The 20,168-nt window shown below is 52.2% G+C and carries 18 protein-coding genes; 10 read left to right on the forward strand and 8 right to left on the reverse strand.

From position 1 onward, the window contains the following. Positions 1-53: 53 nt before the first annotated feature. Genes fruA through fruB form a run of 3 tightly spaced genes read right to left on the reverse strand, consistent with a single transcriptional unit; the run spans position 54 to position 3,827 of the window. Positions 54-1,742: a PTS fructose transporter subunit IIBC gene (fruA, locus tag J4650_RS05825; protein ID WP_000854396.1), complete on the reverse strand. Its 1,689-nt coding sequence runs from the start codon at positions 1,740-1,742 to the stop codon at positions 54-56. 16 nt (positions 1,743-1,758) lie between these two features. Next, a complete protein-coding gene (gene fruK, locus J4650_RS05830; RefSeq protein ID WP_000091249.1) occupies positions 1,759-2,697 on the reverse strand; it encodes a 1-phosphofructokinase in 939 nt (312 codons plus the stop codon). Further along, a complete protein-coding gene (gene fruB, locus J4650_RS05835; RefSeq protein ID WP_000487287.1) occupies positions 2,697-3,827 on the reverse strand; it encodes a fused PTS fructose transporter subunit IIA/HPr protein in 1,131 nt (376 codons plus the stop codon). Before fruB ends, fruK begins: the two co-directional genes overlap by 1 nt. A gap of 368 nt (positions 3,828-4,195) precedes the next feature. On the opposite strand from fruB, the gene setB reads away from it, so the two are divergent. Then, the gene (setB, locus tag J4650_RS05840) at positions 4,196-5,377 is read left to right on the forward strand and encodes a sugar efflux transporter SetB (RefSeq protein ID WP_000551934.1); all 1,182 of its coding nucleotides are present in this window, start codon (positions 4,196-4,198) and stop codon (positions 5,375-5,377) included. 64 nt (positions 5,378-5,441) lie between these two features. Here the strand turns inward: setB and J4650_RS05845 are convergent, their stop codons facing one another. The 3 genes from J4650_RS05845 to J4650_RS05855 form a co-directional block, all read right to left on the reverse strand. Then, the gene (locus J4650_RS05845; protein WP_023993395.1) at positions 5,442-6,107 is read right to left on the reverse strand and encodes a GNVR domain-containing protein; all 666 of its coding nucleotides are present in this window, start codon (positions 6,105-6,107) and stop codon (positions 5,442-5,444) included. Between the two features lies 1 nt (position 6,108). Beyond that, the gene (locus J4650_RS05850) at positions 6,109-6,231 is read right to left on the reverse strand and encodes a membrane protein (RefSeq protein WP_001519564.1); all 123 of its coding nucleotides are present in this window, start codon (positions 6,229-6,231) and stop codon (positions 6,109-6,111) included. A 387-nt stretch (positions 6,232-6,618) separates the two neighbouring features. Continuing rightward, a complete protein-coding gene (locus tag J4650_RS05855; protein ID WP_023209193.1) occupies positions 6,619-6,873 on the reverse strand; it encodes a zinc/iron-chelating domain-containing protein in 255 nt (84 codons plus the stop codon). 323 nt (positions 6,874-7,196) lie between these two features. On the opposite strand from J4650_RS05855, the gene yeiP reads away from it, so the two are divergent. The 9 genes from yeiP (at position 7,197) to yejF (ending at position 18,216) form a co-directional block, all read left to right on the forward strand. After that, entirely contained in the window at positions 7,197-7,769 is a 573-nt protein-coding gene (yeiP, locus tag J4650_RS05860; protein WP_001136822.1) for an elongation factor P-like protein YeiP, read from the forward strand. A 211-nt stretch (positions 7,770-7,980) separates the two neighbouring features. Next, positions 7,981-8,967 (forward strand): GTP-binding protein, encoded by a 987-nt coding sequence (locus J4650_RS05865; RefSeq protein ID WP_000169350.1) that lies wholly within the window; start codon positions 7,981-7,983, stop codon positions 8,965-8,967. 29 nt (positions 8,968-8,996) lie between these two features. Continuing rightward, on the forward strand, positions 8,997-9,716 hold the full coding sequence (locus tag J4650_RS05870; protein ID WP_000178095.1) for a phosphatase PAP2 family protein: 720 nt from the start codon (positions 8,997-8,999) through the stop codon (positions 9,714-9,716). Between the two features lie 413 nt (positions 9,717-10,129). After that, positions 10,130-10,702: a bifunctional murein DD-endopeptidase/murein LD-carboxypeptidase gene (gene mepS / locus J4650_RS05875; protein ID WP_000241015.1), complete on the forward strand. Its 573-nt coding sequence runs from the start codon at positions 10,130-10,132 to the stop codon at positions 10,700-10,702. A gap of 325 nt (positions 10,703-11,027) precedes the next feature. After that, positions 11,028-12,584, forward strand: a complete 1,557-nt coding sequence (locus J4650_RS05880; RefSeq protein WP_000957755.1) for a cyclic di-GMP phosphodiesterase — start codon at positions 11,028-11,030, stop codon at positions 12,582-12,584. Positions 12,585-12,690: 106 nt separating this feature from the next. Further along, positions 12,691-14,496, forward strand: coding sequence for an extracellular solute-binding protein (locus J4650_RS05885; RefSeq protein ID WP_000561742.1), 1,806 nt, complete (start codon positions 12,691-12,693; stop codon positions 14,494-14,496). A gap of 9 nt (positions 14,497-14,505) precedes the next feature. Then, positions 14,506-15,600 (forward strand): microcin C ABC transporter permease YejB, encoded by a 1,095-nt coding sequence (locus J4650_RS05890; protein WP_000501623.1) that lies wholly within the window; start codon positions 14,506-14,508, stop codon positions 15,598-15,600. After that, positions 15,600-16,625: an ABC transporter permease gene (locus J4650_RS05895; protein WP_001137761.1), complete on the forward strand. Its 1,026-nt coding sequence runs from the start codon at positions 15,600-15,602 to the stop codon at positions 16,623-16,625. Before J4650_RS05890 ends, J4650_RS05895 begins: the two co-directional genes overlap by 1 nt. Before the next feature lies 1 nt (position 16,626). Then, a complete protein-coding gene (gene yejF, locus J4650_RS05900) occupies positions 16,627-18,216 on the forward strand; it encodes a microcin C ABC transporter ATP-binding protein YejF (RefSeq protein ID WP_023243077.1) in 1,590 nt (529 codons plus the stop codon). A gap of 3 nt (positions 18,217-18,219) precedes the next feature. Here yejF and J4650_RS05905 read toward each other — a convergent pair whose 3' ends face one another. Both J4650_RS05905 and J4650_RS05910 read right to left on the reverse strand, forming a co-directional pair. After that, positions 18,220-18,564: a YejG family protein gene (locus J4650_RS05905; RefSeq protein WP_001094639.1), complete on the reverse strand. Its 345-nt coding sequence runs from the start codon at positions 18,562-18,564 to the stop codon at positions 18,220-18,222. Between the two features lie 390 nt (positions 18,565-18,954). After that, positions 18,955-20,145, reverse strand: a complete 1,191-nt coding sequence (locus tag J4650_RS05910) for a Bcr/CflA family multidrug efflux MFS transporter (protein WP_023993396.1) — start codon at positions 20,143-20,145, stop codon at positions 18,955-18,957. Positions 20,146-20,168 lie beyond the last annotated feature (23 nt).

Consider the following 20,168-nt stretch of genomic DNA (forward strand, 5'->3'; position numbering starts at 1 on the left):
CTTCAGGCAATAAAAAAGGCAGAGCGCGCTCTGCCTTTTTTAGCGTGTTTCTCTTATGCCGCTTTTGCCGTGACTTCCGTCTCCGGACGTTTCAGGACGGCATAAGCCAGCCCTGCCACCAGCGTACCGGCCACAATTGCCAGCAGGTATCCCAATACTGGCGTAATTGCGCCTGGGATAAGCAGAACAAACAGACCGCCATGCGGCGCCATCAATTTTGCGCCTACCGCCATAGAAATGGCCCCGGTCAACGCGCCGCCAACGATACAGCACGGCAGTACACGCATCGGGTCGCGTGCCGCAAACGGAATAGCGCCTTCAGTGATAAAGCACAGCCCCAGCACCAACGCCGCTTTACCGCCTTCCTGCTGCGCTTTGTCGAACTTACGGCGCGCCACCATCGTCGCCAGACCCAGCGCTAACGGCGGTACCATACCTGCGGCCATGATCGCCGCCATCGGCGCGTAAGTTTGCGTACTCAGCAGACCAACGCCAAACGCATACGCCGCTTTGTTCACTGGGCCGCCCATGTCGGTACACATCATCCCGCCGAGAATCGCGCCCAACAGCACTGCGTTTGCGGTTCCCATGGTTTGCAGCCAGTGGGTGAGCCCTTCCAGAATCCCGGCAACCGGTTTACCGATCAGGTAAATCATTGCCAGCCCCACCACCAGACTGGAAATTAACGGGATGATCAGGATTGGCTTCAGCGCTTCCATACTTTGCGGAAGTTTCAGTTTGGTACTGATAAGCTTCGCCATATACCCGGCAAGGAAGCCGGCAATGATCCCGCCGATAAAACCGGAACCGGTGCTAACCGCCAGCATACCGCCAATCAGACCTGGCGTAAGGCCTGGGCGATCCGCGATGGAGAAAGCGATATAACCCGCCAGTACCGGCACCATCAGCGCAAACGCCGAACCGCCGCCAATCTGCATCAGCGCCGCCGCCAGCGTGTCCGGCACCTTAAAGGCTTCAATACCAAAGGCGAAGGAAAGCGCGATACACAGCCCCCCGGCAACCACCATAGGCAGCATGTAAGAAACGCCCGTCAACAGATGCCGGTATGCGCCAGCGCTCTCTTTCTTCCCTTCGGTCGCCGCTTGCGATGCCTTACCCGCCGGTTGATACGGCGTCGCTTCCGCTACGGCTTTATCCAGCTCCTGCGCCGTCTTTTTCAGCGCCAGGCCGGTCGACGTGCGGTACATCGGGAGACCGGCAAACTTCGCCAGATCCACTTCGATATCCGCCGCCACAATCACTAAATCCGCTTCCGCCACCTCTTCCGGGGTGATGGCATTGCCGGCCCCCACGGAGCCGCGCGTTTCGACTTTTACCCACCAGCCGCGTTTTTTCGCTTCTGTTTCAATGGCTTCAGCCGCCATAAAAGTATGGGCGACGCCGGTCGGGCAGGCCGTTACCGCGACCACGCGTTTCGGACCGCCGCTCGCCGCAGGAGCAGCCGCAGCAGGGGCGCTGTAAAGGGTCGCATGGCTTTTGGCTTCACTCAGAAACAGTTCCGGATGCGCGACGGCGCGACCAATATCCCCCAGCCAAACCTTTTTGCCGTTCAGAGCATTGTCGTTCGGCAGAGATTCGCCCAGCACGATCGCCAGCTCAGCATCATTCGGATTGTCGATAATTTCCAGATTTGCTTTATGCGCCGCCGCTCCAAGCAGGGTTTTCGCCATGTAAGCGCGAGCCTGGCCGAGATTAGCGTCAATTATCAGCAGCGTTTTCATTATGCCTCTCCTGCTGTCAGTTAAACGGTTGTAAGTCGACACGCGCCATCATTGCGGCCAACTGAGGACGATCGGTAATACCCACATTGCTCTGGCTGACCGCCAGCGCGGCAACCGCCGTCGCCAGACGCAGCGTATGTTCGCTGGACTCGCGCATCAGCAGGCCGTAAATCAATCCGCCAACCATGGAATCGCCTGCGCCGACGGTACTTACCACGTCAACTGCCGGTGGTTTAGCGATCCATTCTCCTGAGGCGTTAACCCACAGCGCGCCTTCCGCCCCCAGCGAAATCACCACATGAGCGATACCCTGTTCGCGTAACGCGTGCGCCGCATCAATTACATCTTTCATTTCCGGGAGCTTACGACCCGCCCAAATTTCCAGTTCGCGGCGATTCGGTTTCACCAGCCACGGCGCAGCTTTAAGACCGGCGACTAACGCTTCACGGCTACTATCAAAGATAATGCATGGACACTGGCTGCGCAGACGCGTCATCCAGTCGGTGAACGCTTCCGGACTCACGCCAGCCGGTAAGCTACCGCTGACGCAGACCATATCGAACTGGCCCAGCCAGCTCAGGGAGTCGTTAACAAAGCGTTCCCAGTCTGCGGGGGTCACGTCAAAGCCGGAAAAGTTGAAGTCGGTCACTTCGCCATCTTTTTCCGTCAGCTTCACGTTGATGCGGGTCCGGCCCTGAACCACCTGAAAGCGGTTAGCGATGCCCAGTTCGCTGAATAATTGCTGAAAACCGTCCTGGTTATCTTTACCGAGAAAACCGCCGACGGTGACGTCGATGCCTAAGTCTTTCAGCACTTTGGCAACGTTAATGCCTTTGCCCGCCGCGTGCAGACCCGTGGTTTTCACCAGGTTCACTTCGCCGCGTTCGATTTCAGGGCAAAACCCAACCAGATCGTAAGCCGGATTAAGGGTAATGGTGGCGACACGCCTGCTCATTATGCGCCCTCCCCGAGACCGGCGGCGATCGCATCGCCAATCGCTTTCAGCGCCTGTTCAGCATCTTCACCCTGCGCGGTAAAGCGCAGACGATGGCCTTTCTTCACGCCTAACGCCACCACTTTCATCAGACTACGTCCGTTTGCCGGTTTGCCGGTTCCATCAAGGTTTGTCACGGTAATTTCACTGTTAAATTGTTTAATCGTATTCACCAGCATGGTGCCCGGACGGGCATGGAGACCATGCTCATTACGCACTACAAATTCCGCGCTCAGTACGTCATCCGTCAGCGCATCATCACTGGTCAGCAACGCCAGCAGCGTCGCGGCGTCAGCGCTCAGCAGACGATCGGCTTTATTGTTCAGCAACAGGTCGCCGAGGCGTTTTAGCACGGCAATCGGCTGCTCATCGTTCATCGCGACAGTGACTAATAAGGCTGCTTTTTCACCCTCTACGTCAAACGCCTGGGTCGCACGGCTTACCGCAACAGCGCTGCGCAAATTGCCTTCCGCGCTGTCGTTCAGCCAGATGCCTTGTCCCAGATTCATCGGACTATCGTTAATCGTTTTTGCGACAAACGCCGCATCAACCGCTCCCGCCTCTTTCAGACGCGCCGCATTTAGCGCCTGCAATGTGACCAGCGAGCTGGCGATGACATCCAGCGTCATCGTCTCGTTATCAAGTTTTAATTGTTCACTTTGCTTCTCGCCCATCAGCAATGCGCGCAGCTCTTCCGCCGTTGTCGCGGATTTCAGCTGTTCAGCCACGGAGTCATCGCTCAGCACATGCGTCAGCTGACGCAGCAGGCCGAGGTGTTCGTCCGAACTGGCGGCAATACCAATCGCCACGTAGGCGACCTGGCCTTCTCCCCAGGTAACGCCCTGCGGAAATTGAAAGACCTGGACGCCGGTTTTCAGCACCTGATCGCGCGTGTCTGTTGTGCCATGGGGAATCGCAATACCATTGCCAAGAAAGGTCGAGGTTTGCTGTTCGCGCGCCAGCATACCGTCAACATAGCCGCCCGCCACATTCCCCGCCTGCGCTAACGCGGCGGCGATTTGCCGAATGGCCTCTTCTTTATTTCCGGCCTGCTCGCCCGGATGAATGTCCTGAACCGATAACTGGAACATGTGTCTCCTCTCCTGCTGAATTGAAACGATTCAGCTACTATGAGAAAAAAAGCGCCAATCTGAGTTATCAAAAAAACCAGATCGCGCTGAAACGTTTCAAGAAGTCTGGATCTTTCTGCTTCAGCACGCAAGAAAAGTTACCGGTTTTGTAGCAATTTTTTGAGGTGAAGCACATTTTTTCTCCAACAAACCCTCAATAGCTGACGCATAAAAGGCTTCAGCTTTTTTCTTTCAGCTTGCGTCAGCACGCCCTGGTAACAAACTGGAATGCTATTTTGATTTTTCGTGTCGATTTTGATTCAGACGCCTGTTTATTTTCTGACGGGCAGCGTAAACTCCGCCTCTCTTCACACCACTGATATAGAAACATGCACAACAGTCCCGCCGCCGCTGCGCCTAAATCGTTTGACCTGACGTCTACCGCCTTTTTGATCGTCGCTTTTCTCACCGGTATTGCCGGTGCGTTACAGACGCCGACGCTCAGTATTTTTCTGACGGATGAGGTTCACGCCCGCCCCGGCATGGTGGGATTCTTTTTTACCGGCAGCGCGGTTATCGGCATTATCGTGAGCCAGTTTCTGGCGGGTCGCTCAGATAAAAAAGGCGATCGCAAAAAACTGATCGTTTTCTGTTGCGTGCTGGGCATGTTGGCCTGCGTGTTGTTTGCCTGGAACCGCAACTACTTTATTTTGCTGTTCATCGGCGTCTTTCTCAGTAGCTTCGGCTCTACCGCCAACCCGCAGATGTTTGCGCTGGCCCGAGAACATGCCGATCGTACAGGTCGTGAAGCGGTGATGTTCAGCTCAATCCTCCGCGCCCAGGTCTCGTTGGCCTGGGTCATTGGGCCGCCGCTGGCCTATGCGCTGGCGATGGGTTTTAGCTTTACGGTGATGTATTTGAGCGCGGCGGTAGCTTTTATCGTCTGCGGCGTCATGGTGTGGTTCTTTTTACCGTCAATGCGCAAAGATGCGCCGCTGGCGACCGGCACGCTGGAAGCACCGCGTCGTAATCGCCGCGATACGCTGTTGCTGTTTGTCATCTGTACGTTAATGTGGGGAACTAACAGCCTGTATATCATTAATATGCCGCTGTTTATCATCAATGAGCTGCATCTTCCGGAAAAACTTGCAGGCGTGATGATGGGCACCGCCGCCGGGCTGGAGATTCCCACAATGCTGATTGCAGGTTACTTCGCCAAACGGCTGGGAAAACGCCTGTTAATGTGCATCGCCGTTGTCGCCGGACTGTGCTTTTATGCGGGTATGTTGCTGGCGCACGCGCCGGCGACGTTGCTCGGCTTGCAGTTGCTGAACGCGATTTACATCGGCATTCTTGGCGGGATTGGCATGCTCTATTTTCAGGATCTCATGCCAGGCCAGGCGGGTTCAGCCACCACGCTGTATACCAATACCATTCGCGTCGGCTGGATCATTGCCGGTTCGCTGGCGGGAATCGCCGCAGAAATCTGGAATTACCATGCGGTCTTCTGGTTTGCGTTAGTCATGATTGTCGCCACCATGTTCTGCCTGGCGCGTATTAAAGATGTTTAACTTGCAAGCCTGATACTTTTACTCTTCGACACATTTCAGCGCAGAATTTATTTCTGCGCGATGTTCATGCGCGGTCATTCATTGTCTTTTTCTCAATACGATATTCTGTTAGCGCCCTCTTACATAAGAGACCGGTTATTGAGAAAATTACGCCCATCAGCCCGCAAAGGACCAACACCAGCCGCATCTTATATTTTGGTGTAACAGCAACATCTATCACTTCAATGTTAGCATTATTTTTAACCGCCTCCGACAACAAGGATAGCTTTGTATATGTTTCCGTTTGTAACATATTTTTATGCACGCTATAACGTTTAATGTCACCATCATCGATATACCATGCCGCCATTTTATCGACACTATTTTTCAGGGTGGAAATAATATTATTGACGCTTTCTTCCCTCCCCTGCGCCTTAAAAAGAACAAGCTGTTTTTTCGCGTCAAAACTTATTTTATTTTTATAGTTCGCAGGCAAGAAACGGCTAAACTGGTTAAGGATAACCGTTGTTTTACATTGAATATCATTAGTATAGCCACATAACGCATAGGTAGCAGGCGTATCCAGATTAGGTTTGATTGTCATACTCACAACCTTTGTATCATGCTGCACGCTCACAAAAACATAGCCAATGGCAACAAAAATAAAGGTAGCGATCATGATACTTAGCCATTTTCTTATAAGGAATAAGGAAACGTCGACTAAATCAATTTCACTATTTTCTCCCCGCATTTCACATCCCTTTTAAAACGCTAATAGTCAACCCGAATACTGAAATAACAAAAAGCAACACCAGCGTAAAAATAAACGCCCTGGCTGCGAACGTATATTTCTTCATAAGATAAAACCCACACATAAGAATTCGAGTATTTTAAAGGAAAATAACAACACATTCACACTGGTTATATCGATCGGTAAATACATCAATGATAGATATAAACTATCAAATTCATGATATCGATCGTTATAAATAATTAAAATCGATCAAAATTCCTCTTTTTAATAGATAAAAACTATCATATAAATAAAATTGATCGTTTTTGTTTTATGTGACGGTTTATTCGGTACACGTTCAGGCACCAACGGGGTTGAGCGGCGGCATCTACCGCTTCAGAAGCCACGAAATAAGGGAATCATGTATTACGCTATTTAATGGTAAAAGGAGGTAATTTGAGGCGCAGCTTTTGCAGACTATTTCGGGATATAACGTAAGCCCCTGCACGTTTATCAAAAACGGCTTAGCTCATGGTAAGGTTTTCTGTTCGAGTTCCAGCAAATAAATAATGGCCTCTTCCCGGGTCGTTAAACACATGTCCCCTGCCGGTTGCAAACCAGAGCACACTTTTGGGCGTAAAGGCGAGCCAAAGATAAGGCACAAGTTATCTTCCGAAAGCTGCACGCATCTGGTATTCATCGGCTTGCCATTCGGCATTCCGGGTATCGGCGACGAAATTGAAGGCGCAATACAGCAAGCGCCACAACCGCTACGACAGTCCATGCTCAGCCCTCTATTTATAACCAAATGAAAGATAACAGAATTTGTCCAAAGAAAAATCCAGATTTAAAATGTGGACGTCATCATGATCAGGCCTGTCCTCAGACATTCCGAAGACAAGGCTGGAAACAGAAGGGACAACACAGCACACTTCCCCCCTCCAGGCGACATGCCATCGCCTATTCTCGTTGAACGCGGAGCGGAAAGCGGGCGAACAGTATCACCTTTTTTGCACCAGCAAAAGTGACAATTCCACTTGCCTGGACGGCCCGGCGCGAGTAGTTTTACGCGATATTTTAGATAATCTCTACAACAGGATCTCCTCGATGCCAAGAGCGAACGAAATCAAAAAAGGTATGGTACTGAACTACAACGGCAAATTGCTGATTGTGAAAGATATCGACATTCAGTCGCCTACCGCCCGTGGCGCCGCCACACTGTATAAAATGCGTTTTTCCGATGTCCGCACCGGTCTGAAAGTGGAAGAACGTTTCAAAGGCGACGATATCGTTGATACCGTCACCCTGAGCCGTCGCGGCGTTGACTTTTCTTATGTCGATGGCAACGAATATGTGTTCATGGATAAAGAAGACTATACGCCGTATACCTTCACCAAAGATCAGATTGAAGAAGAGTTGCTGTTTATGCCTGAAGGCGGAATGCCGGATATGCAGGTTCTGACCTGGGACGGCCAACTGCTGGCGCTAGAGCTTCCGCAGACCGTGGATCTGGAAATCGTCGAAACCGCGCCGGGTATTAAAGGAGCGTCCGCCAGCGCACGTAACAAACCCGCGACATTAAGCACCGGTCTGGTGATTCAGGTTCCCGAATACCTGAGCGCAGGTGAGAAAATCCGCATTCATATCGAAGAGCGCCGTTATATGGGGCGCGCGGATTAAGTTTCGCATTTTTCGGCTGCGCCCCAGGGCGCAGTCTGACCCTTTTCTTTATTGACTGTTCTGCACCAGGAAAGAGAAACGTTAAAAATTTAACATTTTCTGCTCTTAAGATGGCAGAAGCACGACTTCGTCAACTCAGCCCTTCTCTTTTTCACGTTTATTCGCCAGGATTATTAAAGTTGTTATGTTGTATCAATATTCTGGAGCTGACGTGACCAAAACCAATCTTATTACTGGATTTCTCGGTAGCGGAAAAACCACCTCTATCCTTCATTTATTAGCTCATAAAGATCCGGCTGAAAAATGGGCCGTCCTGGTCAATGAATTTGGCGAAGTGGGTATTGACGGCGCGCTGCTTGCCGACAGCGGCGCACTGCTAAAAGAGATCCCCGGCGGCTGCATGTGCTGCGTCAACGGATTGCCTATGCAGGTAGGGCTCAATACGCTGCTGCGCCAGGGCAAACCTGACCGGTTGCTGATTGAACCAACCGGACTGGGGCACCCAAAACAGATTCTGGATTTATTAACTGCGCCGGTTTATGAGCCGTGGATTGATTTACGCGCTACGCTCTGCATCCTTGACCCTCGCCTGCTACTGGACCAACAGAGCGTCGCCAATGAAAATTTCCGCGATCAGCTCGCCTCAGCCGATATTATCATCGCCAATAAGACCGATCGCGCCACGGCGCAGAGCGATGCCGCCCTGCAACAGTGGTGGCGACAGTACGGCGGCGATCGTCAACTGATTCATGCCGAACATGGACAGATAGACGGTAAGCTTCTTGATTTACCACGACAAAATCTGGCGGAACTGCCGGCCAGCGCCGCGCATTCTCACACTCATGCCAGTAAAAAAGGACTCGCCGCGCTAAATCTGCCCGCCCAGCAGCGCTGGCGACGCAGCCTCAATAGCGGACAAGGTCATCAGGCCTGCGGCTGGATTTTCGATGCCGATACCGTGTTTGACACCATTGGCCTCCTCGAATGGGCGCGTCTGGCGCCGGTGGGCCGGGTGAAAGGCGTTATGCGCATACAAGAGGGGCTGGTACGCATCAATCGCCAGGGCGATGACCTGCACATCGAAACACAGAGTGTCGCGCCGCCGGACAGCCGGGTTGAACTTATCTCAAACACAGAAACCGACTGGAATACGTTACAGACGGCCTTGTTGAAGCTTCGTTTAGCGACGCACGCGTAAGGTTGCCACCGTTTAAAAACTATGGCGAAATGACGATGAAAACCCGCTATTCCTTGATAATTCTGCTTAATGCCGCCGGTCTGGCGCTGTTTTTGTCATGGTATCTTCCCGTCAATCACGGCTTCTGGTTCACCATTGATTCCGGCATATTCCACTTCTTTAACCAGAAACTGGTGGAAAGCCACGCGTTCCTCTGGTGGGTCGCTATTACCAATAATCGGGCGTTTGACGGCTGTTCGCTGCTGGCGATGGGCGGACTGATGCTCAGTTTCTGGCTAAAAGAAAACGCATCGGGCCGGCGGCGCATTGTGATAATCGGATTGGTCATGCTGCTAACAGCGGTGGTGCTTAACCAACTCGGTCAGGCGCTGATCCCCGTCAAGCGCGCCAGCCCAACGCTCTCTTTTGAGCATATTTATCGCGTCAGCGAGTTGCTGCACATCCCGACAAAAGACGCGTCAAAAGACAGTTTCCCAGGCGATCACGGTATGATGCTGCTGATATTTTCCGCCTTTATGCTGCGTTATTTCGGCAAAACTGCGGGGATTATCGCCCTTATTATATTTGTGGTTTTCGCGTTTCCGCGCGTTATGATTGGCGCTCACTGGTTCACCGATATTGTGGTCGGGTCGCTCACGGTTATTTTGATTGGCCTCCCCTGGTGGCTGATGACCCCGCTCAGCGACCGGGCGATAGCGCTTTTTGAGAATTATCTCCCGGGCGGAAATAAACAAATTTTAAACAAATAACCTATGTAATTAACATTACCTTCAGCGATAGTTTTACATCGTTGAAGGTAATTTATGATGATATTCCCCCAGCCCATCATTTTTCGGTCATATTATTCCTCTGCAAAATGAACAGCTTGCCCGATTTTTAAACGATTTGCGCTTAATTTGACCCGTGCTGATAGTTCACTTTTCGTATCATAAATTCTTATAAAAAATCACGCGAAATCGCTCGCAATGACAGCAACAATCGGGTAATCTCAAACTCGTTTTGCCTCGCCAGATAATTATTCTCATTGCGAATAAATTTGTGCGTTCCGCCACAGATTTGTGCACAAAGAATTGTCTCAAGCTGTGCAGGTAATTAGTCTCATCACGTTTGGCATTTTTATAACGATATTTATCGTTAAGGACTTCAAGGGAAAACAAACAACATGGTCAAATCTCAACCGATTTTGAGATATATTTTGCGCGGGATTCCTGCGATTGCAGTTGCGGTTCTGCTTTCTGCTTGTAGCACAACCACCAATACCGCAAAGAATATGCATTCTGAGACGCATGCTGTGGGCAATAGCGATAGCTCTTCACTGCAAGCCTCTCAGGATGAATTTGAAAATATGGTGCGTAACCTCGACGTTAAGTCGCGGATTATGGATCAGTATGCTGACTGGAAAGGCGTGCGTTACCGCCTGGGCGGCAGCACTAAGAAAGGCGTCGACTGTTCCAGCTTTGTACAGCGCACCTTCCGTGAACAGTTTGGTTTAGAGCTTCCGCGTTCAACCTATGAACAGCAGGAAATGGGCAAAGCGGTTTCACGCAATAACCTGCGTACGGGCGATCTGGTTCTGTTCCGCGCCGGCTCCACTGGTCGCCATGTCGGTATTTATATCGGCAATAACCAGTTTGTCCATGCGTCTACCAGTAGCGGCGTCATTATCTCCAGTATGAACGAACCGTACTGGAAAAAACGCTACAATGAAGCGCGTCGAGTTCTGAGCCGCAGTTAATCTTCATCAGGCAGCACCTCCCTTGGCTTACCTGATGAGACGACATAAAAAGCACTGCTTCAGCAGTGCTTTTGCTTATTATCCCTTCTGAACCCGTTTTGCCGAATGGCGACGTGTGGCGTCTTATCCAGCCTACAACACACGAACGTAGGCCTGATAAACATAGCGCCATCAGGCATTCAGGTCGTTTCCGCCAACGGCTACTGCGACAATACGCTTTCCTGCGCATCACAGAAAAGCATGACTATCCGGGGTAATCCAGGCTATAGTCTTATAAATCAACCAGTTTAACCGGCATCCGCCTTTTCAGGCCACACCAGGAATTATGCTAACACGCGACTCCTCTTCCGGTCGGAAAATCCTGCTTACCTGTATCATTACGGGGATAGCGGCAGCATTACTTATTGGTAGCCTGCAATTTTTCCTGTCGTGGCATAAACGGGATGTTAAATACAATACGCTCCTTTCTGATGTACAACATTACCTGGCCAGCTATTTCGCCGACCTGAAAGCCACCACCGATATTCTTCAACCGTTGACGATCAACACCTGTCAGCAGGTTGGCGCAGAACTCACCTCAAGAGCCGCTTTTAGCCTTAATGTCCGCGCCTTCTTATTGATTAAAGATAAAAAAGTGTTCTGCTCTTCCGCCACTGGCGCCATGAATATGCCGCTTCAGCAACTGGTACCGGATATAGATATCCGCAAAGACGTTGCTATGGCGATTCTGCCCGGCACGCCAATGATGCCCAACAAACCGACAATGGTGATTTGGTATCGAAACCCATTATTAAATGACAGCGGCGTATTCACATCGCTGAATATTAACCTGACGCCCTACTTACTCTATACCACGCGCCAGGATGATTTTAACGGCATCGCGCTGATTGTCGGCAATACCGCTCTGTCGACCTTTTCTTCGCGTCTACTGACCGTCGCGGAGCTGCCGGGCACGCCATCACGACAGGCAACTATCAACGGCCTGCCGCTTAAAATACGGCTTTATGCCGATAGCTGGACCTACAATGACTTGTGGTATGCGTTGATGCTGGGCTGCATTAGCGGCATCGTAGCAGGGTTTATCTGTTACTTTATCTATGCCCTCCGGACGCGACCGGGCAAAGAGATTTTAACGGCGATCAAACACGAGCAGTTTTATGTGGTTTATCAGCCCGTCGTCGATACTCGTACGCTGAGCGTCACCGGGCTTGAAGTCTTACTGCGCTGGCGTCACCCTACGGCAGGAGAGATTCCGCCGGATGCCTTTATCCACTATGCCGAAGCGCAGCAACTTATCGTACCGTTAACGCAGCATCTGTTCGAGCTGATCGCCCGCGACGCACCCACGCTACAGAAGGTGATGCCCGTCGGTGCCAAATTTGGCATTAACATCGCACCGGAACATCTGCACAGCGACAGTTTTAAAGAGGATATGCACCGGCTCAGGGACGCCCTGCCCGCGCACCATTTTCATATCGTGCTGGAAATCACTGAACGCGATATGCTTCAGCAGTATGAAGCGGCCAAACTGTTCGAATGGCTGCATTCCGCCGGGTTTGAAATCGCTATAGATGATTTCGGTACAGGCCATAGCGCCCTGATTTATCTGGAGCGATTTACTTTAGATTATCTGAAAATCGATCGCGGTTTTATCCAGGCGATCGGCACGGAAACCGTCACGTCTCCAGTTCTGGATACCGTGCTGACGCTCTCCAGACGCCTGAATATGCTGACGGTGGCCGAGGGCGTTGAAACGCCGGAGCAGGCCCGTTGGCTACGCGATCACGGTGTTAATTACTTGCAGGGGTACTGGATTAGCCGTCCTTTACCCCTTAAAGATTTCGTGCTGTGGATGTCGGCGCCTTCCGTGCCTGAATGGTAGCCCCCTTACGGTTTTAACGGATTCACATCAGACGCAACGTCACTTATTATTCAGCGAAACGCCTGCCGGTTTGCAGCGGGCAATACGATAAGGAAACCGCCTTCAGATGATTGCGCGCGTAATGCTTCTGCTTGTCGCACTGGTTAGCGCTGGCGCCCAGGCCCAGGAAATCAAAGAAAGCTACGCTTTCGCCGTACTCGGCGAACCTAAGTATGCTTTTAACTTTGATCACTTTGATTATGTGAATCCTGCTGCGCCGAAAGGCGGTCAGATGACGCTTTCCGCCATTGGTACGTTCGATAATTTCAATCGCTATTCGCTGCGCGGCAATCCCGGCGTACGTACCGAAGCCCTTTACGATACGCTTTTTACCACCTCGGATGATGAGCCCGGAAGCTATTACCCGCTGATTGCCGACCATGCCCGCTATGCCGCCGACTATTCCTGGGTGGAAATCTCGATTAACCCCCGCGCTCGTTTTCACGATGGCACGCCCATTACCGCCCGCGATGTGGCTTTTACCTTTCATAAGTTCATGACCGAAGGCGTACCGCAGTTCCGTCTGGTCTATAAAGGTACTACCGTGAAGGCGATTGCGCCTTTAACCGTGCGAATTGAGCTGGCGAAGCCTGGTAAAGAAGACATGCTTAGTCTGTTTTCACTACCGATCATGCCCGAAAAATTCTGGAAAAATCACAAACTCAGCGATCCACTTTCAACGCCGCCCTTAGCCAGCGGGCCATACCGGATTACTCAGTGGAAAATGGGCCAGTACATTGTCTATTCACGCGTCAAAAACTACTGGGCGGCTAATCTGCCGGTCAATCGTGGACGTTTTAACCTCGACACTATCCGCTACGATTACTACCTTGATGACAATGTCGCTTTCGAGGCGTTTAAAGCGGGCGCATTTGATCTACGGCTGGAAAACGACGCTAAAAACTGGGCAACGCGCTATATCGGTAAAAATTTCGATAATCATTACATCATTAAAGAAGAGCAGAAAAACGAGTCGGCGCAGGACACACGCTGGCTGGCCTTTAATATTCAGCGCCCGGTATTTAAAGACCGGCGGGTACGTGAAGCTGTCACCCTGGCCTTCGATTTTGAGTGGATGAATAAAGCGCTGTTCTATAATGCCTGGAGCCGAACCAACAGTTACTTCCAGAATACCGAGTACGCCGCCAGAAATTACCCTGACGCCGATGAGCTGGTATTACTCGCGCCGATGAAAAAAGATCTTCCTCCTGAAGTCTTCACCCAGATCTATCAGCCGCCGGTCTCTAACGGCGACGGCTACGATCGCGAAAATCTTCTTAAAGCTGACGCCTTGTTGACGCAGGCCGGATGGGTGATCAACGGACAGCAACGGGTCAATAGCGTCACCGGTAAGCCTCTGACGTTTGAACTTCTCCTTCCTGCCAGCAGTAATAGCCAGTGGGTTCTGCCCTTCCAGCATAATCTTCAGCGTCTGGGCATTACGATGACTATCCGTCAGGTTGATAATTCTCAACTCACCAACCGGATGCGTAGCCGCGACTATGACATGATGCCGAGGCTATGGCGGGCGATGCCCTGGCCCAGCTCCGATCTACAAATCTCATGGGCGTCGGAATACATTGACTCCAGTTATAACGCTCCCGGCGTACAAAGCCCGGTGGTGGATAAACTGATCGCGCAAATTATCGCAGCGCAGGGTGATAAAGCGAAACTGGTGCCGCTGGGACGGGCGCTGGATCGCGTGCTGACCTGGAACTATTACATGCTGCCGATGTGGTATATGGCGCAAGACAGGCTCGCCTGGTGGGATAAATTCTCCCATCCGGCGATTCGCCCGGTATATACCATCGGGTTAGATACCTGGTGGTATGATGTCAACAAAGCCGCCAAACTACCGGCAGCCAGGAGGTAGTAAGAATCAATGGGCGCCTATCTTATCCGCCGTCTGTTACTGGTGATCCCCACGCTATGGGCCATTATTACCATTAACTTTTTTATCGTGCAGATCGCTCCCGGCGGCCCTGTCGATCAGGCGATTGCCGCGATTGAATTTGGCCAGGGCGGCGCGTTGCCCGGCGCCAGCGGCGAAGGCGTTCGCGCCAGTCATGCGCAAACCGGCGTCGGCAATATCAGCGACAGCCATTATCGCGGCGGCCGGGGACTCGATCCGGAGGTGATCGCGGAGATCACCCATCGCTACGGCTTCGACAAACCGCTGCATGAGCGTTATTTCAAGATGCTACGGGACTATCTCTCTTTTGACTTCGGCGACAGTCTGTTTCGCAGCGCATCCGTACTAACGCTGATCAAAGATAGCCTTCCCGTCTCCATTACCCTGGGATTATGGAGCACGCTGATTATTTATCTGGTGTCTATCCCGCTGGGGATCCGCAAAGCCGTCCATAACGGCAGTCGCTTTGATGTGTGGAGCAGCGCGTTTATCATTATTGGTTATGCGATCCCCGCCTTTCTGTTCGCTATTTTATTAATCGTCTTTTTTGCCGGCGGCAGCTACTACGATATCTTTCCGCTACGTGGCCTGGTCTCCGCCAACTTTGACACGTTACCGTGGTACCAGAAAATCACCGATTATTTGTGGCATATTACGCTACCGGTGTTGGCAACCGTCATCGGCGGTTTTGCCGCCCTGACGATGCTGACGAAAAATTCGTTTCTCGACGAGGTGCGTAAACAGTATGTCGTTACCGCTCGCGCTAAAGGCGTGAGTGAAAAAAACATTCTCTGGAAACATGTTTTTCGTAACGCCATGCTGCTGGTGATCGCCGGGTTTCCCGCCACTTTTATCAGTATGTTTTTCACCGGCTCGTTGCTAATTGAAGTCATGTTCTCGCTCAACGGCCTGGGGCTGCTGGGTTATGAAGCAACCGTTTCGCGCGACTATCCGGTGATGTTCGGCACGCTTTATATCTTTACCCTGATTGGCTTATTACTGAATATCCTGAGCGATATCAGCTATACGCTGGTCGATCCACGCATTGATTTTGAGGGACGATAATGCCGCGATTAAGCCCGGTCAATCAGGCCCGCTGGGCGCGTTTCCGCCATAATCGCCGGGGCTACTGGTCACTATGGATTTTCCTGGTCGTGTTCAGCCTGAGCTTATGCGCGGAACTGATTGCTAACGATAAGCCATTGCTGGTGCGCTATGAAGGCCAGTGGTATTTTCCGCTGGTAAAAAATTACAGCGAGCGCGATTTCGGCGGCCCGCTGGCGACAACGGCAGACTATCAGGACCCATGGCTACAACGGCAGCTTGAGAATCGGGGCTGGGTGTTGTGGGCCCCCGTACGCTTTGGCGCCAATACCATTAATTTTGCCACCACGCAGCCTTTCCCCTCCCCGCCTTCGGCGAAAAACTGGCTGGGCACCGATGCGAATGGCGGCGACGTTTTCGCCCGCATCCTGTACGGCACCCGCATTTCTATTTTATTCGGCCTGATGTTAACGATTTGCTCCAGCGTCATGGGCGTACTGGCGGGCGCGCTACAGGGCTATTATGGCGGCAAAGTCGATTTATGGGGACAACGTCTCATCGAAGTCTGGTCGGGGATGCCGACCCTGTTTCTGATTATTTTACTTTCCAGCGTAGTGCAGCCTAACTTCTGGTGGTTGCTGGCCATAACCGTACTGTTTGGCTGGATGAGTCTGGTGGGCGTAGTGCGCGCCGAGTTTTTACGGACCCGCAATTTTGACTATATCCGCGCCGCGCAGGCGCTTGGCGTCAGCGATCGGGACATTATCCTGCGCCATATGTTGCCTAATGCGATGGTCGCTACCCTGACATTTTTACCGTTCATTTTATGTAGCTCCATCACCACCCTGACGTCGCTGGATTTTCTGGGATTCGGTCTGCCGCTTGGCTCCCCTTCTCTCGGCGAACTTCTTTTACAGGGGAAAAACAACTTACAGGCTCCCTGGCTGGGGATCGCCGCCTTTCTGTCTGTCGCCATTCTGCTATCGCTGCTGATTTTTATCGGCGAAGCGGTACGCGACGCCTTTGATCCTGCTAAGGCGGTATAAGATGACATCTCCATTGCTTGCGATTGAAAATTTATCGGTAGGTTTCCGTCAGCAACAGCACGTGCGTCCTGTCGTTAACGCCATTTCGTTACAGGTGAACGCCGGGGAAACGCTGGCGCTGGTCGGCGAGTCCGGGTCAGGGAAAAGCGTGACGGCGCTTTCCATTCTGCGTCTTTTGCCTACCCCTCCCGCCGTCTACCTCTCCGGCGATATTCGCTTTCACGGCGAATCATTGCTTCATGCCAGCGAGCAGACGCTACGCGGCGTGCGCGGCAATAAAATCGCCATGATTTTTCAGGAACCGATGGTTTCACTTAACCCACTGCATACGCTGGAAAAACAGCTCTATGAAGTGCTGTCGCTCCATCGGGGAATGCGTCGGGAGGCGGCAAGAGCGGAGATGATCGGTTGTCTGGATCGGGTCGGTATCCGCCAGGCGAGCCAGCGTCTGCGCGATTATCCGCATCAGCTTTCCGGCGGCGAACGCCAGCGCGTCATGATAGCCATGGCGCTGTTAACACGGCCGGAATTACTGATCGCCGATGAGCCGACCACCGCCCTCGACGTCTCCGTACAGGCGCAGATTTTATCTCTACTGCGGGAACTCCAGCGCGAGCTCAATATGGGATTGCTGTTTATCACCCATAACCTCAGCATTGTAAAAAAACTGGCGGATTCGGTGGCGGTAATGCAACACGGCAAGTGCGTAGAGAACCAACGCGCCGACACGCTGCTCTCCGCGCCGACCCATCCGTACACGCAAAAACTACTCAACAGCGAACCCACAGGCGATCCGGTTCCGCTCCCCGCCGGGCAGACGCCGTTGCTGGAGGTGGACAGGCTGCGCGTCGCCTTCCCGATCCGCAAAGGCATTCTGAAGCGCGTCGTGGATCATAATGTGGTGGTTAACAATATCAGTTTCACCCTGCATCCAGGCGAAACGCTGGGTCTGGTCGGCGAGTCAGGATCGGGAAAAAGTACCACCGGTCTGGCGCTGTTACGGCTTATCCGCTCCGAAGGCCGCATCGTGTTTGACGGTCAATCGCTGGATACGTTAAACCGCCGCCAGCTTTTACCTGTTCGCCACCATATCCAGGTCGTATTCCAGGACCCGAACTCATCGCTAAACCCGCGTTTAAACGTGTTGCAAATTATCGAAGAAGGCCTGCGCGTCCACCAGCCTACGCTTTCAGGCGCGCAGCGCGAACAGCAGGTGAAAGCGGTCATGATGGAAGTCGGCCTGGACCCGGAAACGCGGCATCGTTACCCCGCTGAGTTTTCCGGCGGCCAGCGTCAACGTATCGCCGTCGCCAGGGCGCTGATTTTAAAACCGTCGCTTATTATTCTGGATGAACCGACCTCATCGCTGGATAAAACCGTTCAGGCGCAGATTCTTGCCCTCCTGAAATCGCTCCAGCAAAAGCACCGTCTGGCCTATATCTTCATTAGCCACGATCTGCATGTAGTACGCGCGCTGTGCCATCAGGTTATCGTGCTGCGGCAGGGGGAGGTGGTTGAACAGGGGCAATGCGAGCGCGTGTTTACCGCACCGCAACAGGCCTATACGCGTCAGCTACTCGCGTTAAGCTGACGCCTAAAAAGGATTATTGTTAGAAAAAGGTTCCGCTATCGCCACGCCGAAATTTTTCAGCCGACAGGTGGCGGCAAACTCATCCTGACGATTAACGAACAGGCACGGTTCCCCTTCGCACTCAAGCACGGAGCAAGGAACTTCAATATCGCTTAGCGCCTGGCTGAGCTTATGCATCACTGACCACGCGCTATCGCCTGCCGGACTCAACAGTTTAAGCGCCACCAGACTATTCTCGGTGCTCTGCCCGTTTTGCGGAATCGGTTCAACCTTTGACCCCGCAAAACCCGCCGACCAGCGATAGTTTTGCGGCAGACGGTGAACAATTGAGAGCTGTAATGTATTCACTTTCTTTCCCCGGAAGCACAATTACTTCACAATTTACTTACATTTATATTAACACATCATTGACAACCCGTCCTTAAACAGATTGCTAACGCCCTTCTCTCCGTCAGTGGCTCTACAGCAAGCGGGAGTTAAAATAGTTTTACCGACGCGGAGATAGCGGCGGGCTATATGTACCCGTTTCTGCGATCTAACTCAACCTTTTTAACTACAATGATGTGACTTTTTACATAAATGGATTTTACATAAAATAAACATAAAGGAGGAAAATGATGAATTGGTAATTGATATACATCAACTATGAAAGCCGTTTGGCTTTGCCATCGTGTAGCGGATAGCGTCCCCCAACGCCGCCTGCGCATTCTTCGGCGCCATTGAGGGACAGCGCGCCCGTCACCGTTTTTTGGGACGGCTGGCGTAGAGATAAAACAGAATGGAACAGGCGGCGCAAAGCGCAATCGACCAAATCATCGGCCACGCACTGGTAAAGGTAGCCAGCGACAGCAACGCGCCGACGATAGCGCCAATACCAAAGCGGAAAGTGCCCGCCAACGAAGACGCCGTTCCGGCCATATGCGGAAACTCATCCAAAATGACCGCCATCGCATTGGACGAAACCATCGACACACAGCCGACAAACGCCGCAACGCCGACCACCAGCGCCCAGAATCCAATGCCCATCAGCGCGCTGAAAACCATCCACACCGCCATCGCAAACTGAATCCATAGCCCGGCCCGAAACATGTTTAGCGCCCCTACCCGTCTGACAAAACGGCTGTTGATAATCGTCATCACAAACAGAAATACGATGTTCAACGCGAAGTAGTAGCCGAAATGCTGCGGCGGAACATGATTAATTTCGATATAGACAAACGGCCCCGCGCTCAAAAAAGAGAACATACCGGCAAAACTAAACCCGCTCGCCAGCATATAGCTCAGTACGCGTTTGTGGCGAAACAACGCCGCAAAGTTACCTATTGTGGTACGAATATGAAAAGGCTGACGCCGCTCAACGGGCAGCGTCTCTTTAATCAGAGCAAAGATCATGACTGACGCCAGAATCGCCGCAATGGCCAGTATCCAGAAGATATAGTGCCAGCTTAACCATACCAACACCCAGCCGCCGACAATGGGCGCCATTAACGGCGCTATCGTAGTGACCAGCATGACAAATGACATCATGCGCGAAAACTCTTCCTTTGGATAAATATCCCGCATCAGCGCATTGATGACGACGCTTGCCGCCGCAGCCGCCAAACCGTGAAAGAAACGCATCACGATCAGTTGATCGATAGTCTGCGCCAACGCACAGGCGACCGCCGCAGCAGCAAATACCAGCGTCCCGCCCAGGATGACCGGCTTACGCCCGAGGCTATCCGCCATCGGTCCATAGATAAGCTGACCCAGCGCAAACCCCAGAATATAGGTGCTGAGCGTCATCTGCGCGCTACCGGCAGGCACGCCGAATTGCGCAGAAATCACCGGCAGCGCAGGAAGATACATATCAATCGACAGCGGCATTAACATGGCCAACAGGCCAAGGATAAAGACAATGGCAAAGGAAGAGTGCTGCCGGGTGGTCACATCGAACTCCTGAATTTAACGAG

The sequence above is a fragment of the Salmonella sp. 32120201201600049SM genome, from assembly GCF_017572835.1.
Lineage (GTDB): Bacteria > Pseudomonadota > Gammaproteobacteria > Enterobacterales > Enterobacteriaceae > Salmonella > Salmonella enterica.

Excerpts from the sequence above, each read along its gene's own strand:
- fruA (WP_000854396.1), bottom strand. The coding sequence starts at position 1,742 with ATGAAAACGCTGCTGATAATTGACGCTAATCTCGGCCAGGCTCGCGCT.
- fruK (WP_000091249.1), bottom strand. The coding sequence starts at position 2,697 with ATGAGCAGGCGTGTCGCCACCATTACCCTTAATCCGGCTTACGATCTG.
- fruB (WP_000487287.1), bottom strand. The coding sequence starts at position 3,827 with ATGTTCCAGTTATCGGTTCAGGACATTCATCCGGGCGAGCAGGCCGGA.
- setB (WP_000551934.1), top strand. The coding sequence starts at position 4,196 with ATGCACAACAGTCCCGCCGCCGCTGCGCCTAAATCGTTTGACCTGACG.
- J4650_RS05845 (WP_023993395.1), bottom strand. The coding sequence starts at position 6,107 with ATGCGGGGAGAAAATAGTGAAATTGATTTAGTCGACGTTTCCTTATTC.
- J4650_RS05850 (WP_001519564.1), bottom strand. The coding sequence starts at position 6,231 with ATGTGTGGGTTTTATCTTATGAAGAAATATACGTTCGCAGCCAGGGCG.
- J4650_RS05855 (WP_023209193.1), bottom strand. The coding sequence starts at position 6,873 with ATGGACTGTCGTAGCGGTTGTGGCGCTTGCTGTATTGCGCCTTCAATT.
- yeiP (WP_001136822.1), top strand. The coding sequence starts at position 7,197 with ATGCCAAGAGCGAACGAAATCAAAAAAGGTATGGTACTGAACTACAAC.
- J4650_RS05870 (WP_000178095.1), top strand. The coding sequence starts at position 8,997 with ATGACGATGAAAACCCGCTATTCCTTGATAATTCTGCTTAATGCCGCC.
- mepS (WP_000241015.1), top strand. The coding sequence starts at position 10,130 with ATGGTCAAATCTCAACCGATTTTGAGATATATTTTGCGCGGGATTCCT.
- J4650_RS05880 (WP_000957755.1), top strand. The coding sequence starts at position 11,028 with ATGCTAACACGCGACTCCTCTTCCGGTCGGAAAATCCTGCTTACCTGT.
- J4650_RS05885 (WP_000561742.1), top strand. The coding sequence starts at position 12,691 with ATGATTGCGCGCGTAATGCTTCTGCTTGTCGCACTGGTTAGCGCTGGC.
- J4650_RS05890 (WP_000501623.1), top strand. The coding sequence starts at position 14,506 with ATGGGCGCCTATCTTATCCGCCGTCTGTTACTGGTGATCCCCACGCTA.
- J4650_RS05895 (WP_001137761.1), top strand. The coding sequence starts at position 15,600 with ATGCCGCGATTAAGCCCGGTCAATCAGGCCCGCTGGGCGCGTTTCCGC.
- yejF (WP_023243077.1), top strand. The coding sequence starts at position 16,627 with ATGACATCTCCATTGCTTGCGATTGAAAATTTATCGGTAGGTTTCCGT.